Source organism: Type-F symbiont of Plautia stali (genome assembly GCF_059731105.1).
Genome location: NZ_AP035909.1, coordinates 1,808,005 through 1,821,606 on the forward strand (window position 1 = coordinate 1,808,005; position 13,602 = coordinate 1,821,606).

Genomic DNA, 13,602 nt, shown 5'->3' on the forward strand with positions numbered 1-13,602 from the left:
ATCTAACTGTATGATAAGCGTAGTGTTAAACGTTTGCGTCTGCTCAGGGTATTTTCCGCAAAAATGCCGTGTTATGGCGCATTAAACCGGCGGCCGACGGAGAATAAATGCCTGAAAAAGTGCGCAAACGGAATCAGGGCTGCGCGCGTTGCGCAACAAGGGCGGGATTCTAACAAGGCTGAACGGATAAAACGAGATTTTTACCCACGGCTGTGGGAAAATAGAATAACCACAATGATTAAGTGGTTAAGGAGCAACCCATGAGTACCGATCTTAAACTGGCGTTAATGACCACTGTCGGCTGCCTGCTGATGATTGTGGCCTTTAGTTTTACCGCTGTACTGCACTGATAAAAAAGCCGGGACTTCTCCCGGCTTTTTTCTGACGCTGCATCAGCTCAGCGAATGGTTTTCGGCGTCATTACACGACGCGCACCTATGTAGTGACGCTGCCAGTAATCTTCCCCTAACGCACTGATCTGAATATCTTTGCCGGTACGCGGTGACTGAATAAACTTGCCGTCACCCAGGTAAACCCCGACGTGATCCGCGGTTCCGCGGCCATTAATGCGGAAGAAGACCAGATCGCCTTTTTCCAGTGACTCACGTTTGATAGGGGCAGCGTCACGCAGGTGATACATCTCGTTAGCGGTGCGCGGAATTTTAAACTTCACCAGATCTTTATAGGCGTACCAGACCAGACCGCTGCAGTCGAAGCCGGTGTGGGGGGAGGTGCCGCCCCACTGATAAGGTTTGCCCAGCTGGCCCATGAGCTTGGTCATCGCTGTTTCACGCGCTTTCTGGTAGCGCTGACGGTGAGATTTGCTCATTTTAATGGTGCCGGTCTCGCTGGCATCGGCGTTTTTCAGCAGGCGCTGGTGGCCGTAGCGTTTTTTCTCTTTGGTGCTGAGTCGGGCGGTCTTAAGCGAGGTTTTTTTGGCAGGTGTCTGTTTAGCGGTCAGTTCAACTTTTTTCTGTTTTTTCGTTTTGAGTTTCTGAACCGGGCTGAGACGGGTTTTTTTTGTCGTGGTTTTCACCACGCGACGTTTGCGGCGCTCATCCTCGCGCGCACTCTTTTTCTCTGCTTTATGCGTACTGACGTTCACCGGAGCGTGCGGAGACGCGGCGGCGATGTTGAAGAACAGTTGCGCAAAGGCCAGCATAAAAAGCGTAATGATTAAACGCATAGTCCATTAAGTAGTTAAGTTGTCAGGGCCACTACGCACCGCGACAAAGTTGAGATTAATCTGATCCAGGATCAGCGCCGAAGCCATTCTAGTCCAGTTCTTTTAAAAACTGTAATGCCTTTTATTGTTAATCTTTGCAACCCACGCGATTGTGCTGAAAATGAACATTTTCAGCGTCTTATATCAACGAAATTATTACGAATTATTAATCTGTTACCGGCTGTTAATAATCAGAAATTCATGCTGTGCCTGTCATGACTTAACCAGGATGGCGATTTCAGCAGGCAGCGATCAAAATCTCGTTTTCAGTCACGCTGCGAAGTCGCTACAATAAACAAACACGAAGTGACGAATTAAGGAAGGCAATTATGAGTACTGTAGAAAAAATTCAGCGCCAGATCGCAGAAAACCCGATCCTGCTGTACATGAAAGGTTCTCCGAAGCTGCCAAGCTGCGGCTTCTCTGCACAGGCGGTGCAGGCACTGTCAGCCTGCGGTGAGCGTTTTGCTTACGTGGATATTCTGCAGAACCCGGACATTCGTGCAGAGCTGCCAAAGTACGCCAACTGGCCAACCTTCCCGCAGCTGTGGGTAGACGGTGAACTGGTCGGTGGATGCGACATCATCGTTGAGATGTTACAGCGTGGTGAACTGCAGTCGCTGATTAAAGAGACCGCAGAAAAATTTAAAGAAGCAGAATAAAAAAAGGCCGACGCAATGTCGGCCTTTTTCGTTGTGGCATTCCTCAGACGGAGGCGCTGGTGTCTGCATCGCCTTCGGCAAAGGGCAGGGGCCAGCCACCTAACCGTTTCCAGCGGTTCACCAGCTCACAGAACAGGGTTGCGGTCTGCTGCGTATCATACAGCGCCGAGTGTGCCTGACTGCTGTCAAACTCCATTCCCGCAGCGATACACGCCTTCGCCAGCACGGTCTGACCCAGCACCAGCCCGCTCAGGGCTGCCGTGTCAAAGGTCGCAAAGGGGTGGAACGGATTACGTTTCAGGCTGGCACGTTCAGCCGCCGCAGACATAAAGTTCAGGTCAAACGTGGCGTTGTGCGCCACCATGATGGCGCGATTGCAGCCGCTGTCCTTGATCCCCTTGCGCACCATTTTAAAAATGGCGTGCAGCGCTTCATATTCACTGACGGCACCGCGCAGCGGATTAGCGGGATCGATACCGGTAAAGGCCAGCGCTTCAGGGTGCAGCAGCGATCCGACAAAAGGTTCGACGTTAAAATGCAGCGTCTGGTCTGTCTGAATCCATCCCTCTTCATCCATTTTCAGCGTGATAGCGGCAATTTCCAGTAACGCATCGGTTTGTGCGTTGAAACCGGCGGTTTCCACGTCGATGACCACCGGATAGAAGCCACGGAAACGTTGATTGAGTGCATTAGGGGAATTCGATTCAGACATCAGGATCTCGTTGCAGGAAAAGGGCAGCGCGCATTATGGCAAAAAACGGGGCCGGGTGCAGCAGATGAAGCGCAGAGAAGGGGATTCAGCCCGCCCGGAAGGGCAGGCTGGCGGCAGGATCAGTTGCCGAGGCCTTTACCGGCATCTTTGTTTTCGATCAGCTCGATTTTGTAGCCGTCCGGATCTTCAACAAAAGCGATAATGGTGGAGCCACCCTTCACCGGGCCCGCTTCACGCGTCACGTTACCGCCATTCTGACGGATACGTTCGCAGGCGGCTGCCGCGTCATCCACGCCCAGCGCGATATGACCATAGGCGTTGCCGAGATCATACTTGTCCACGCCCCAGTTATAGGTCAGTTCGATAACCGCGCCTTCGCTTTCGTCGGTGTAGCCCACAAAAGCCAGGGTATATTTATATTCGGTGTTTTCGCTCTGACGCAGCACGCGCATGCCCAGCACACGGGTGTAGAAATCAATTGAACGTTGCAGATCGCCAACGCGCAGCATGGTATGTAGTAAACGCATAACATCCTCTTTGAAGTAAAACGCCATCGCCGGATGACCCAGGCGCTAAGTATAGCGATGAAAATCGCCATTGAATAATGACCGCCGTCATCGTCCCGGACGGCAGCCAGACAGGTTTACAGTGTCGGGTAGTCGATGTAGCCTTCCGCGCCGCCGCCATAGAAGCTTTCCGGACGCTGAGGATTCAGAGGAGCATCCTGCTGCAGACGCTCAACCAGATCCGGGTTCGCGATGTAGTCGCGACCAAACGCGACGGCATCGATCAGACCGCGACCAATCAAATCGTCCGCTTTCTCGACCGTGTAGGCACCGGCACCGATAATGGCACCCGGGAACAGGTCACGTACTTTCTGACGGAAGGCATCCGTGTAAGGCTTGCCGCCGGCCCAGTCTGGTTCTGAAAGGTGCAGGTAGGCGATGTTGCGTTTCGCCAGCTCGCCGATATACCACAGCGCCGCTTCTTCTTCATCCGGGCCGTTATCCAGATTCTGGAAGCTGCCGATCGGCGAAACGCGGATACCGATACGATCGGCTGACCAGTTTGCAATGACCGCATCCACCACTTCCAGCGCGAAACGACCGCGTTTTTCGATGCTGCCGCCATATTCGTCGGTACGCTGGTTGGAATCCGGGGCCAGGAACTGATGAATCAGGTAACCGTGTGCCGAGTGCAGCTCAAGCAGGTCAAAATCCGCTTCACGCGCATTCGCAGCCGCCTGACCGAAATCGGCCACGATCTGCTGGATCTCAGGAATCGTCAGTTCGCGTGGCTCTGAGGTCTCTTCGCGGTAGACGCTGCCATCTTCAGCACGCAGTGAGGTTCGGGTACCCGCCGCAATCGCCGACGGGGCGACCGGGGCTTTACCTTCCGGCTGAACGCTGTTGTGGGAAATACGACCGGTGTGCCACAGCTGCACGGCGGTGTGGCCGCCCGCCTGATGTACGCCTTCGTTAATGCGTTTCCACGCCGCAATCTGCGGCTGGGTATGTAAACCCGGCGCACCGGCATAGCCTTTAGCCTGGAAAGAGACCTGCGTGGCTTCGGTGATGATCAGACCGGCGCTGGCGCGCTGACGGTAATATTCCGCCATCATCGGCGTCGGAATATCGCCTGGCTCAATGCTGCGCAGACGGGTCAGCGGTGCCATAAAGACGCGGTTTGGGACGGTAATTGCGCCAACTTTCAGCGGACGAAACAGCTGGGTACTCGCCATAATAGCTCCTGATTAGTAGACCAGTCGTCTACAAACACGTTTTTTAAAAATCAGTGGCGTTCTAGCCACTGTTCGATGGTACACAGTGCGAGGCGCAGGGGCTGCGCCTCGCGGGAAATTTTGCTCTGCAGGCTGGCACCCAGCCAGAGCAGCGACAGCAACTCCGCCATCTGTGCAGGCGGCTGCGGCAGGTTCAGCGACTCCTGCTGCACCGCCTCAGTCAGCGTCCGCGCATAGAGCGCGGTGATTTTCGCCGCACCCTGCTGCAGGGCATCGCGCATCGGCTCAGAGAGATCGCAGACTTCCGCAGAGACTTTCACGCCCAGGCAACCCACAATGTGGCCCTGCTGAACGAACAGATCGACCGCTAAACGGAAGTGGTTGAGCAGGCGTTCGCGCGGGGTGCCATCCGTCCGGCTGAGCTGTAATTCCACATCCTGCAGGAAGCGTGCAAAGTAGCGTTCCAGTAACGCCACGCCAAACGCCTCCTTGGAACGGAAGTAATAGTAGAAGGAGCCTTTCGGTACGGCCGCCTTTGACAGCAGTTCGCTTAAGCCCATTCCGGTGAACCCGCGTTGCAGGCAGAGTTGTTCACCTGTCTGAAGCAGGTGCTCGCGGGTTTCGTTGCGTTGTGGCGTCTTATTCATGGCATTGAGAGTAGTAGACCAGTCGGTCGGTTGCAACGATCGGCCCACACGATGGCACAGAGTGTTCACCCGTTCGCGCGACAACCCGATTATTGTGACCGGCTGAGGCTCATTTCCTGTGCAACCAGGCTACGCTGTTACTTTGACTGGTTATTCTGTGACTCCGGAGACGTAGTGGCCGAGCAGCTTGAGTTTTTCCCGGTTCCCAGCCCCTGTCGCGGCATCTGCGAGAGCGATGCGCGCGGCTACTGCCTGGGATGTTTACGCAGCCGCGATGAGCGGTTTAACTGGCTGCGCTTCAGTGATGCCCAGAAGCGCGAGGTGATTCGCCTGTGCCAGATGCGGCGTCAGCGTCTGCTGCGCCAGCAAAAGGGCGAAGAGCCACCCGCACCGCAGCAGCCGGAGTTATTCTGACGGCCTGGCGCTTTCCGTTATACTCTCTGACACGCTAATGTCAGCCAACGTGCAACAGGGAGATCGTCATGTCACAACCGCAAGCCATTGCTCTGCAGGGGCCCGATTTTTCACCGCTGGTTATGGGGTACTGGCGTCTGATGGAGTGGGGCATGTCGCCTCAGGAGCGGCTCGCATTTATTGAGCATCACCTCAGCCTCGGTATTACCACCGTTGATCACGCCGATATCTATGGTGACTATCAGTGTGAAGCAGCGTTTGGTGAGGCGCTGAAGCTGGCTCCTGGCCTGCGCGATCGGCTGCAGATTGTGACCAAATGCGGCATCGCTACCCGCGCCCGCCCGGAAAACCAGATTGGTCACTACATCACCGATAAACAGCATATTGTCCAGAGCGCAGAAAATTCGCTGCGTCACCTGCACACCGATCGTCTCGACCTGCTGCTGATCCATCGTCCCGATCCGCTGATGGACGCGGATCAGGTCGCCGATGCCTTTATGGCTCTGCATCAGAGCGGCAAGGTACTGCACTTTGGCGTTTCCAACTTTACCCCGGCCCAGTTCTCCCTGCTGCAGTCGCGCCTGCCGTTCTCGCTGGTCACTAACCAGCTGGAGATCTCCCCTGTGCAGCAGAGCGGACTGCTGGATGGATCGCTGGATCAGTGTCAGCAATTGCGTATCCGGCCAATGGCCTGGTCCTGTCTGGGTGGCGGTCGCCTGTTTAACGATCCCCACTTCCAGCCACTGCGCGATGAACTGGAGCGGGTGCGTCAGGAGACCGGGGCGAGCAGCCTGGATCAGGTGGTCTATGCCTGGATTCTGATGTTGCCGTCGCGTCCGCTGCCGATCATCGGGTCGGGCAAAACGGCGCGGGTCAGCGACGCGGCCGGTGCGCTGAGTGTGACACTGTCACGTCAGCAGTGGTTCCGCATTCGTAAGGCCGCGCTGGGCTACGATGTGCCCTGAAGCGTAAAACTGCGTCAATTTTCAGCAAACTAGCGCAACAGCGACCAGACTTATTGCACACCCTGGTATGCAAACGGAGTCATCATGAAAATGAAAGCAGTCGCGCTATTCGCGCTGATCGCCTGTGGGTCAGCCCATGCCGCCAGTGAACAGGTGACGGTTCATCAGGTCACCGCTGAGGGCATAGGGAAATCGCTGGGCACCGTAAAGATTGATGAGACAGAGTATGGTCTGAAGTTCACACCGGATCTGAAAGGGCTGACGCCGGGCATTCATGGATTCCATGTCCATGCCAAAGGCAGCTGTGAGCCGGGCGATTCTGAGGGCAAAGTGGTGGCCGCCGGGGCGGCCGGTGGGCATCTCGATCCGGCTAACACCGGCAAACATCTGGGGCCTTATGCGGAAGGGCATCTGGGCGACCTGCCTGCGGTCTATGTTGATGACCAGGGTAACGCAACCTATCCGGTACTGGCACCACGACTGAAGTCGCTGAGTGAGATTAAAGGCAAAGCGCTGATGGTCCATGTCGGCGGTGACAACCATGCCGACCATCCCAAACCGCTGGGTGGCGGCGGGGCACGTTACGCCTGCGGCGTTATCTGAATTTCCGGGCGGCCCATGCCAGCCGCCCGCTTTTCTCCTGCCGGTTTATTAATTGTTGTACCATCCCCTGCATTTCCCCCCTATGATATTGATTCAGGTACGAAAGCGTGATGGGGAAAGGAGCAGGAACATGAAATTCAAGGGCGCATTACTGCTGAGTCTGCTGCTGGTGGGATGCGATAAACCCAATGATACGCAACTGGTTACTGAAACCGGGCGGGAGCTTCAGCGCACCATCGATACCAGCCCGATGCGTGTCACCTGCGAAAAGATTGCTAAAGGTCGCGAATGGCTGAGCCGCAGCACGGTGCGCAGGCTGGAAGCGAAGGGGTGCGATCAGGTCTTCCGCAGCGCCACGGAAACCAATTTCACTGAAACCACGATTTATCGCCGCACTATGACCATGGTGTGCGGCGGCATTCACGGTCAGAGTTTCACCGGCAGCGAACTGACGCGCCGCTTTATCTTCTCACCGGATGAGAAAGCGCTGGTGATCGAACCGATGACCGAGATGGATAAGACCCGTTTTGAGGGGCACAAGACGCTGCAACAGCTGCAGGACGATTTTAACCGCCAGCAGCAGCAGTATTGTCAGTAGTCAGGCCGGTACCGCCTGTTTCAGCTGTGCCAGCGAACAGCGCAGGCGCCAGATAATCCCCGCCAGTTCACTGGCCTCGTTGCTGCCCTGCGCCAGCAGCGAGGCGATCGTCTCCTCCAGTTCCAGCAGCATCCGATCAAGCGAGCTGTGCTGCACGCCACGGCTGCTGATAATCTGCTGTAAATTCTGCAGGTTCTCATCGCGAAACCGCAGCAGCGACGCCGGACCGGCATCCCAGTCACGCAGCTGCCAGACAATATGCGAGCAGTTGAGCAGCACCACCCCCCAGCGCAGCAGCCAGACCCGCGCCTGTTCATCCCGGCTGTGACTGAGCTGGCTGATGCGATGGTAGATCTGCGATTCAAAGCGACTTTCGCTGAGCCGGGGCTGTCGCCGCAGCTGATCGAGGAACGCCAGCCGCAGTGCCCGGATATGCCGTCGGCTGCGCCGGGCATCGGAGCTGGGGCGCAGGATCTGGAAAGCCAGCCAGGCGAGCAGTACCCCGCACACTTTGGCAATATTATCGTTGAAGAACGCCTGATAGTCCCAGACGGGCGGGTTAGTGACCGCGATAAACGAGCCCATAAAGACGATGAACTGTCCCCACATCCCGGCACGCTGTTTCTGCTGTAACTTAAAGAGTTGGAGCGTCACCAGCAGCGGAAACAGAACCAGTAAAAAGGGCCACAGCAGGCTGATCTGCACCATCAGGCCGAACTTCATCACAAAACTGAAGGCAAACAGCCACAGCAGCGTTTTCAGCAGCAGCGTCACGCTGCCGCCGGGTGAGGGCGCAGAAGCGTAGAGCACACAGGCGATCGCGGTCAGAGTCAGGGCGGAAGCGCCTGAAGACCACTGTGTGTTGATCCAGAAGGCGCAGCCCAGCACGATAACGCAGAAGGTGCGCAGTGCGCTCCAGCCCGCTTCAGCGCTGTCACTGTCGCGCGCCAGCGCCGGAACCGGCGGAGGCTGAAAGCGGGTATCCGCATCGGCACGATCCAGCAGCCTGATCCAGCGCAGCACGTTGAGGTACATCCAGCAGAAGTAGCGCAGCCGGTGAGAGAACGCCCGCTGCCGATAGTCCCCCGACGCCGCCGGTGTCACGCTGCGCAGGATCTGTGCCAGCCGGTATTTGTCGCAGTCCGGTTTCGCCAGCTCCGCCAGCAGCTGTTGCAGCGCCTCAAACAGCGCGGCAGGGGCGTCGGGCCAGTTCAGCAGCATGCGGCGCAGACTGGAGAGCACGCTGGTAAGACGCAGCTGCTGGTGCAGCACATAGTTCAGGACGTTGTTCTGGCGGCGAAAGCGATAGTGACTCCAGAACGCCTGAATGCGCAGCAGATTCATGGTCAGGATCTGGCTGATGACCGTCTCATGCGCGGTGCGGATCCCCTCGCTGGCGGAAGGCTGCAGCAGCAGGACCGCATGTTCCAGCAGCCGGGCGTGCATCTGTTTCAGCGAGGTAATCAGCGTCTCACCATCGGAAGTGCTCGGCAGCACCATCATCATCAACCCGGCGCACAGGATGCCGGAGATCACTTCGCAGACGCGCGCCTGGGCGATGGTCCACAATGCGGTAATGTCCGTAATATTGACGCTGCTGAAGGCGATGATGGCGGCGGTATAGCCGGCCAGGGAGAAGGCGTAGGCGACATTATTCTGATAGTGGCTGGCAATGCCGGTGCAGAGCGCCAGCCAGCCAGCGATGGCAAAGGTGAACAGCCACGGTTCATTCAGCGTGTGACCGGCAATCAGCAGGGCGGCGCTCGCCCCGACCAGGCTGCCGGCGATGCGGCCGAGGCTTTTACTGATTGCCCCGCCGACCGTGGGAAAGCTGATGACGGCGGCAGAGGTCATCGCCCAGTAAGGTTCATCAAGATCCAGACCGTAGGCGATACTCAGCGCCAGACACATCGATATTGCGTTGCGCAACGCGTAGCGCCACTGTCCGCCCGTCGCCTTAATCCAGGGCAGCTGATCCCAGGCCAGCCACTGCATATTCATGGCTGGATGGAGATGGTGCAGCTGGTACCGGCAATCAGCTCAGTGTGTGCCGGAAGCGGGTCGAGACGAATGCGCACTGGCACCCGCTGCGCCAGCCGTACCCAGGGCACATTGGGTTTGATATCGGGCACCAGACCGCTGTCCGTCTCAATGCTCTGGTCGTAAATGGCGCGACCTATGCTCTCCACCTGGCCCTGCAGCTGTGCGCCATTGCTGTAGAGCACCACCTGTGCTGCGGCGCCCGGATGAATATGGCGCAGCTTGGTCTCTTCAAAATAGCCCATCACGTAGTAAGAGTGACTGTCCACCAGCGCAAACAGGGGCGTTCCCGCCGCGGCATAGTTGCCCGGCCGCAGCGTCAGATTGGTGATCCAGCCATCTGTCGGGGCGGTCAGCGTCGTCTGCTGCAGGTTCCAGCGTGCCCGCTCCCATTCCGCCTGCGCCGCTTTGGCACTGGCAGCTGCGGCCCCGGCGCTGAGGCGCGCCGCATCGAGATCTTCTGCAGAGATAATGTTACGCGGCAGATGAGCGCGCCGGTTAAATTCATGCTGCGCTTTCGCCAGATCCGCCTGCGCTTTGCTCAGCTGGGCGGCGGCGTTGTCGAGCGCAATCTGCCACGGCACCGGGTCGAGCGTCAGCAGCTGCTGGCCCTGATGGACAAACTGATTATCGGTGACGCTGAGCTGAGCAATCCGGCCCGACACCTGAGGCGTAATATCCACCAGCTCTGCCCGCACCTTACCGTCGCGGGTCCACGGGGACTGCATGTAGTAGTTCCAGAGCCAGCCCCCCGCCAGCAGCGCCAGGGCGAAGACGATGAGGGTGGAAAAATATTTTACCGCGTTAAATTTCATATCGATTATCCGTGACCGATGAGCCAGAGTGCGGCGGTAACGCACAGCACAAACAGGGAGAGATCAAATAGGGTGGGATGCCAGACGTCGCCGGAGTAGATCCAGCCGCGCACCAGGGGGTGGATCAGCAGCCAGAAAAAGAAGCCAAGGAGCACCGCCTTGAATATCGGCGGAAAAAACAGTGAGGCGCCCACGACCAGATCGGTCAGCGGTTTCGCGCCTGAAAAAGCGGAGGTGAGCACGTGATAACATCCCTCGTTAACCCAAACGGCAGGGGGAGAGCGCTGCCGCGATTTCCTGGCCTGGCCCGGGATTTGTAATTTGTCCTGTAAACTCGCAGAATAGTGTAGAATCTGGCTTGATAGCTAGCAAGCTAATTATAAGGAGATGAAATGGATACGCCCCTCGGAACGGATTTATCTCGCCTGGTGCGCATCTGGCGCGCGTTGATTGATCAGCGGCTGAAGCCGCTTGAGCTGACTCAGACTCACTGGGTGACGCTGCACAATATTCATCAACTGCCGCCCGAACAGTCGCAGATCCAGTTAGCCAAGGCGATTGGCATTGAACAGCCCTCCCTGGTCCGCACGCTGGATCAGCTGGAAGAAAAAGGGTTAATTACCCGCTCGACCTGTGCCAGCGATCGTCGCGCCAAGCGCATCAAACTCACGCAGCAGGCGGAGCCTATCATTGAGCAGGTGGAGAGCGTGATTGATGAGACGCGGGACGACATTTTGTCCGGCATCAGTCGGGAAGAGATCAGCCAGATGGTGACGCTTATCGCCCGGCTTGAGAAAAACATTCTCGAACTGCAGAACAAAGAGAAATAAAAAACCGACGCCCAGGCGTCGGTTTTTTTTTGCTATCTCAGCGAGGTGAAACGGTGACCTGGCTGCCGTTAGAGGCCATCACGACACGCTGGCCAACGGAGTAGCGTGAGGCGGCCTGTTTCTGAACCACCATGATGGTGTTGCCATCATCCTTGCGGATTTCCAGCTCAACGCCATCGGTTTTATTGATTGCGCCCTGAACGCCCTGGCCCGCAACGCCGCCCAGCACCGCACCACCGGCTGTCGCCAGGCTACGACCTGCGCCGCCGCCAATCGTGTTACCCAGGAAGCCACCCAGCACGGCACCGCCGATGGCACCGATAACGTTACTCTCATCGCCACCCTGGATTTTCACCGGGCGAACGGAAACTAACGTACCGTAAGAGACGCTCTGCACCTGCTTGGCTTCACTGGCACTGTAGGTATCACCCGACAGCGTACTGGTATTGCTACAACCTGCCAGCATGACACCGGTCAGAGCGACCACAATTACACGCTTAATCATCTGAAACTCCTTTAGTCGAGAAGGCGCCACGTTTACCGCTGTATCCTGCTCACAGTATAAGACACAAACCTGGCAAATTAATCCCTGTCCGAATAAAACACGGTTGAACGAAGCATAGACTATGTAAGATCAACAATAATTCAATCGTGGATCAAAAATAGTACCGCAGCGTTACCGGTCAGCACATTTGGATAAAAACAAATTAATCATAGAATTAGCGGGTGTAATTTGTCAGGCTAGCCGCAGATAAATTGCACCTCCCGCCGGATGTAAGGAATGGCTATGAAATCAGGACGCTATATCGGAGTAATGTCAGGCACCAGCCTGGATGGAGTGGATGTGGTGCTGGCGGCCATTGACGAAAATATGGTGGCTCAGCAGGCGAGCTATTCGCATCCTATCCCCGCCGGGCTTCGCCAGGCGATCCTCGCGATTTGTCAGGGACAATCCCTGACGCTGTCGCAGCTGGGGCAGCTGGACACCCGTCTCGGCCAGCTGTTTGCCGAGGCGGTCGTCACGCTGATGAAGCGCGAATCCCTTGAGGCCAGCGATATCACGGCGATTGGCTGTCACGGTCAGACCGTCTGGCATGAGCCGCAGAGCGACGCGCCCAACACCCTGCAGATTGGCGACAACAACCAGATTGTGGCGGCGACCGGCGTCACGGTGGTGGGCGACTTCCGTCGCCGTGACATGGCGCTGGGCGGGCAGGGCGCGCCGCTGGTGCCGGCTTTTCATCAGGCCCTGCTGATGGATGCCACGGAACGCCGCATGGTGCTGAATATTGGCGGCATCGCTAACCTTTCGCTGCTGATACCGGGGCAGCCGGTGCGGGGTTTCGATACCGGTCCCGGTAATATGCTGCTGGATGCCTGGATCTGGCGGAATCAGGGCCTGCCGTATGACAAAGATGCGCAGTGGGCGCGAAGCGGTACGCGGGTTCCGGCGCTGCTGGAGGCGCTCTTAAGAGAGCCCTGGTTTGCGCTGCCGCCACCCAAAAGCACCGGGCGCGAGCACTTTAATCTGGGCTGGCTGGAGCAGCATCTGCGCTATTTCCCGGGGCTGGCTCCGCAGGATGTGCAGGCGACGCTGGTGGAGCTGACCGCCATAACCATCACCCAGCAGATATTGCTCAACGATGGCTGTGACCGTCTGCTGGTGTGCGGCGGCGGCAGCCGCAATCCGCTGCTGATGGCGCGCCTGGCTGCTCATCTTCCCGGCACCGAAGTGACCACCACCGATGCGGCGGGTATCAGCGGTGACGATATGGAAGCGCTGGCGTTTGCCTGGCTGGCGTTTCGCACGCTCTCCGGGCTGCCGGGCAATCTGCCGGCGGTAACGGGCGCGCGGGAGAAGAGCGTGATTGGCGCCATCTATCCGGCCAATGCGCTCTACCGGCGTTAACCTGCGAACCGGGGGCGGTCAGCCCCCGCTGGGTAAGGGGTGACCGTCAGGCGGCACCGGGGAGATGAGTGAGGTTACGGACGCCGGTAATCACGGTTGCCACCATGGTTTCGCGTCGGGTAATGACTTCGACCTGATAAAAACGGCTGCGGTAGGCGATGGAGTAGATGATGGGATGGTACTTGTTGCCTTCTCCGTAGCGGGCGTAGTGCGCTTCGAGCGCACGGGTTGCTGCCAGGATATGGGAGGGTTCTTTATCACCGCGGATGATTTGCTTCATTCAGTTCCTCAAATGCTGTCCCTGGAGTCACGTCGCACGCATGGCGCGTTGCGCTGGCCTAAACACTGAACATCTGACTGCTAAATCGGTAATCACAGACTGGGCAATAACTGACTCTGCCGGGCGAAGATGACAGAAGAATGATCGCCCGGCGCTGTTTA

General features: G+C 57.5%; 18 protein-coding genes. 8 read left to right on the top strand and 10 right to left on the bottom strand.

The window, feature by feature from the left end; genetic code table 11:
- The first annotated feature begins 260 nt into the window (after window positions 1–260).
- Window positions 261–350, top strand: a complete 90-nt coding sequence (cydH, locus tag AC6I7A_RS08515) for a cytochrome bd-I oxidase subunit CydH (RefSeq protein WP_122983609.1) — start codon at window positions 261–263, stop codon at window positions 348–350.
- Window positions 351–397: 47 nt separating this feature from the next.
- Here cydH and AC6I7A_RS08520 read toward each other — a convergent pair whose 3' ends face one another.
- Window positions 398–1,186, bottom strand: a complete 789-nt coding sequence (locus tag AC6I7A_RS08520) for a C40 family peptidase (RefSeq protein WP_058956560.1) — start codon at window positions 1,184–1,186, stop codon at window positions 398–400.
- A gap of 365 nt (window positions 1,187–1,551) precedes the next feature.
- Between AC6I7A_RS08520 and AC6I7A_RS08525 the strand changes: the two genes are divergently transcribed.
- Window positions 1,552–1,887 (top strand): Grx4 family monothiol glutaredoxin, encoded by a 336-nt coding sequence (locus AC6I7A_RS08525; RefSeq protein WP_179291196.1) that lies wholly within the window; start codon window positions 1,552–1,554, stop codon window positions 1,885–1,887.
- A gap of 43 nt (window positions 1,888–1,930) precedes the next feature.
- On the opposite strand, the gene rnt is transcribed toward AC6I7A_RS08525, so the two are convergent.
- The 4 genes from rnt to AC6I7A_RS08545 form a co-directional block, all read right to left on the bottom strand.
- A complete protein-coding gene (gene rnt / locus AC6I7A_RS08530) occupies window positions 1,931–2,599 on the bottom strand; it encodes a ribonuclease T (RefSeq protein ID WP_009090480.1) in 669 nt (222 codons plus the stop codon).
- 119 nt (window positions 2,600–2,718) lie between these two features.
- Window positions 2,719–3,126 carry a lactoylglutathione lyase gene (gloA, locus tag AC6I7A_RS08535; RefSeq protein WP_009090478.1) on the bottom strand — a complete coding sequence of 136 codons (408 nt, stop codon included), beginning with the start codon at window positions 3,124–3,126 and terminating at the stop codon, window positions 2,719–2,721.
- 116 nt (window positions 3,127–3,242) lie between these two features.
- Window positions 3,243–4,340, bottom strand: coding sequence for an alkene reductase (locus AC6I7A_RS08540; protein ID WP_009090476.1), 1,098 nt, complete (start codon window positions 4,338–4,340; stop codon window positions 3,243–3,245).
- A 50-nt stretch (window positions 4,341–4,390) separates the two neighbouring features.
- Entirely contained in the window at window positions 4,391–4,987 is a 597-nt protein-coding gene (locus AC6I7A_RS08545; RefSeq protein WP_058956559.1) for a TetR/AcrR family transcriptional regulator, read from the bottom strand.
- A gap of 174 nt (window positions 4,988–5,161) precedes the next feature.
- Between AC6I7A_RS08545 and AC6I7A_RS08550 the strand changes: the two genes are divergently transcribed.
- The 4 genes from AC6I7A_RS08550 (at window position 5,162) to AC6I7A_RS08565 (ending at window position 7,567) form a co-directional block, all read left to right on the top strand.
- Window positions 5,162–5,401: a DUF1289 domain-containing protein gene (locus AC6I7A_RS08550; protein ID WP_009090473.1), complete on the top strand. Its 240-nt coding sequence runs from the start codon at window positions 5,162–5,164 to the stop codon at window positions 5,399–5,401.
- A gap of 68 nt (window positions 5,402–5,469) precedes the next feature.
- Window positions 5,470–6,366 (top strand): aldo/keto reductase, encoded by an 897-nt coding sequence (locus AC6I7A_RS08555; RefSeq protein ID WP_058956558.1) that lies wholly within the window; start codon window positions 5,470–5,472, stop codon window positions 6,364–6,366.
- Between the two features lie 84 nt (window positions 6,367–6,450).
- Window positions 6,451–6,969, top strand: coding sequence for a superoxide dismutase family protein (gene sodC / locus AC6I7A_RS08560; RefSeq protein ID WP_058956557.1), 519 nt, complete (start codon window positions 6,451–6,453; stop codon window positions 6,967–6,969).
- 130 nt (window positions 6,970–7,099) lie between these two features.
- Window positions 7,100–7,567 carry a hypothetical protein gene (locus AC6I7A_RS08565; RefSeq protein ID WP_009090461.1) on the top strand — a complete coding sequence of 156 codons (468 nt, stop codon included), beginning with the start codon at window positions 7,100–7,102 and terminating at the stop codon, window positions 7,565–7,567.
- On the opposite strand, the gene AC6I7A_RS08570 is transcribed toward AC6I7A_RS08565, so the two are convergent.
- Genes AC6I7A_RS08570 through AC6I7A_RS08580 form a run of 3 tightly spaced genes read right to left on the bottom strand, consistent with a single transcriptional unit; the run spans window position 7,568 to window position 10,664 of the window.
- Window positions 7,568–9,568, bottom strand: coding sequence for an FUSC family protein (locus AC6I7A_RS08570; protein ID WP_058956556.1), 2,001 nt, complete (start codon window positions 9,566–9,568; stop codon window positions 7,568–7,570). It abuts the gene before it with no gap.
- Window positions 9,565–10,422 carry an efflux RND transporter periplasmic adaptor subunit gene (locus tag AC6I7A_RS08575; protein WP_009090458.1) on the bottom strand — a complete coding sequence of 286 codons (858 nt, stop codon included), beginning with the start codon at window positions 10,420–10,422 and terminating at the stop codon, window positions 9,565–9,567. The genes AC6I7A_RS08570 and AC6I7A_RS08575 overlap by 4 nt, the downstream gene beginning before the upstream one ends.
- 5 nt (window positions 10,423–10,427) lie before the next feature.
- Window positions 10,428–10,664, bottom strand: coding sequence for a DUF1656 domain-containing protein (locus AC6I7A_RS08580; RefSeq protein ID WP_009090455.1), 237 nt, complete (start codon window positions 10,662–10,664; stop codon window positions 10,428–10,430).
- Between the two features lie 150 nt (window positions 10,665–10,814).
- On the opposite strand from AC6I7A_RS08580, the gene slyA reads away from it, so the two are divergent.
- Window positions 10,815–11,252: a transcriptional regulator SlyA gene (slyA, locus tag AC6I7A_RS08585; RefSeq protein ID WP_009090453.1), complete on the top strand. Its 438-nt coding sequence runs from the start codon at window positions 10,815–10,817 to the stop codon at window positions 11,250–11,252.
- 37 nt (window positions 11,253–11,289) lie between these two features.
- On the opposite strand, the gene slyB is transcribed toward slyA, so the two are convergent.
- Window positions 11,290–11,757 (bottom strand): outer membrane lipoprotein SlyB, encoded by a 468-nt coding sequence (gene slyB, locus AC6I7A_RS08590; protein WP_009090452.1) that lies wholly within the window; start codon window positions 11,755–11,757, stop codon window positions 11,290–11,292.
- Between the two features lie 282 nt (window positions 11,758–12,039).
- Here slyB and anmK point away from each other — a divergent pair, with 282 nt between their 5' ends.
- Window positions 12,040–13,161, top strand: coding sequence for an anhydro-N-acetylmuramic acid kinase (anmK, locus tag AC6I7A_RS08595; protein ID WP_046101745.1), 1,122 nt, complete (start codon window positions 12,040–12,042; stop codon window positions 13,159–13,161).
- Window positions 13,162–13,207: 46 nt separating this feature from the next.
- On the opposite strand, the gene AC6I7A_RS08600 is transcribed toward anmK, so the two are convergent.
- The gene (locus AC6I7A_RS08600) at window positions 13,208–13,441 is read right to left on the bottom strand and encodes a DUF4060 family protein (protein WP_009090450.1); all 234 of its coding nucleotides are present in this window, start codon (window positions 13,439–13,441) and stop codon (window positions 13,208–13,210) included.
- Window positions 13,442–13,602 lie beyond the last annotated feature (161 nt).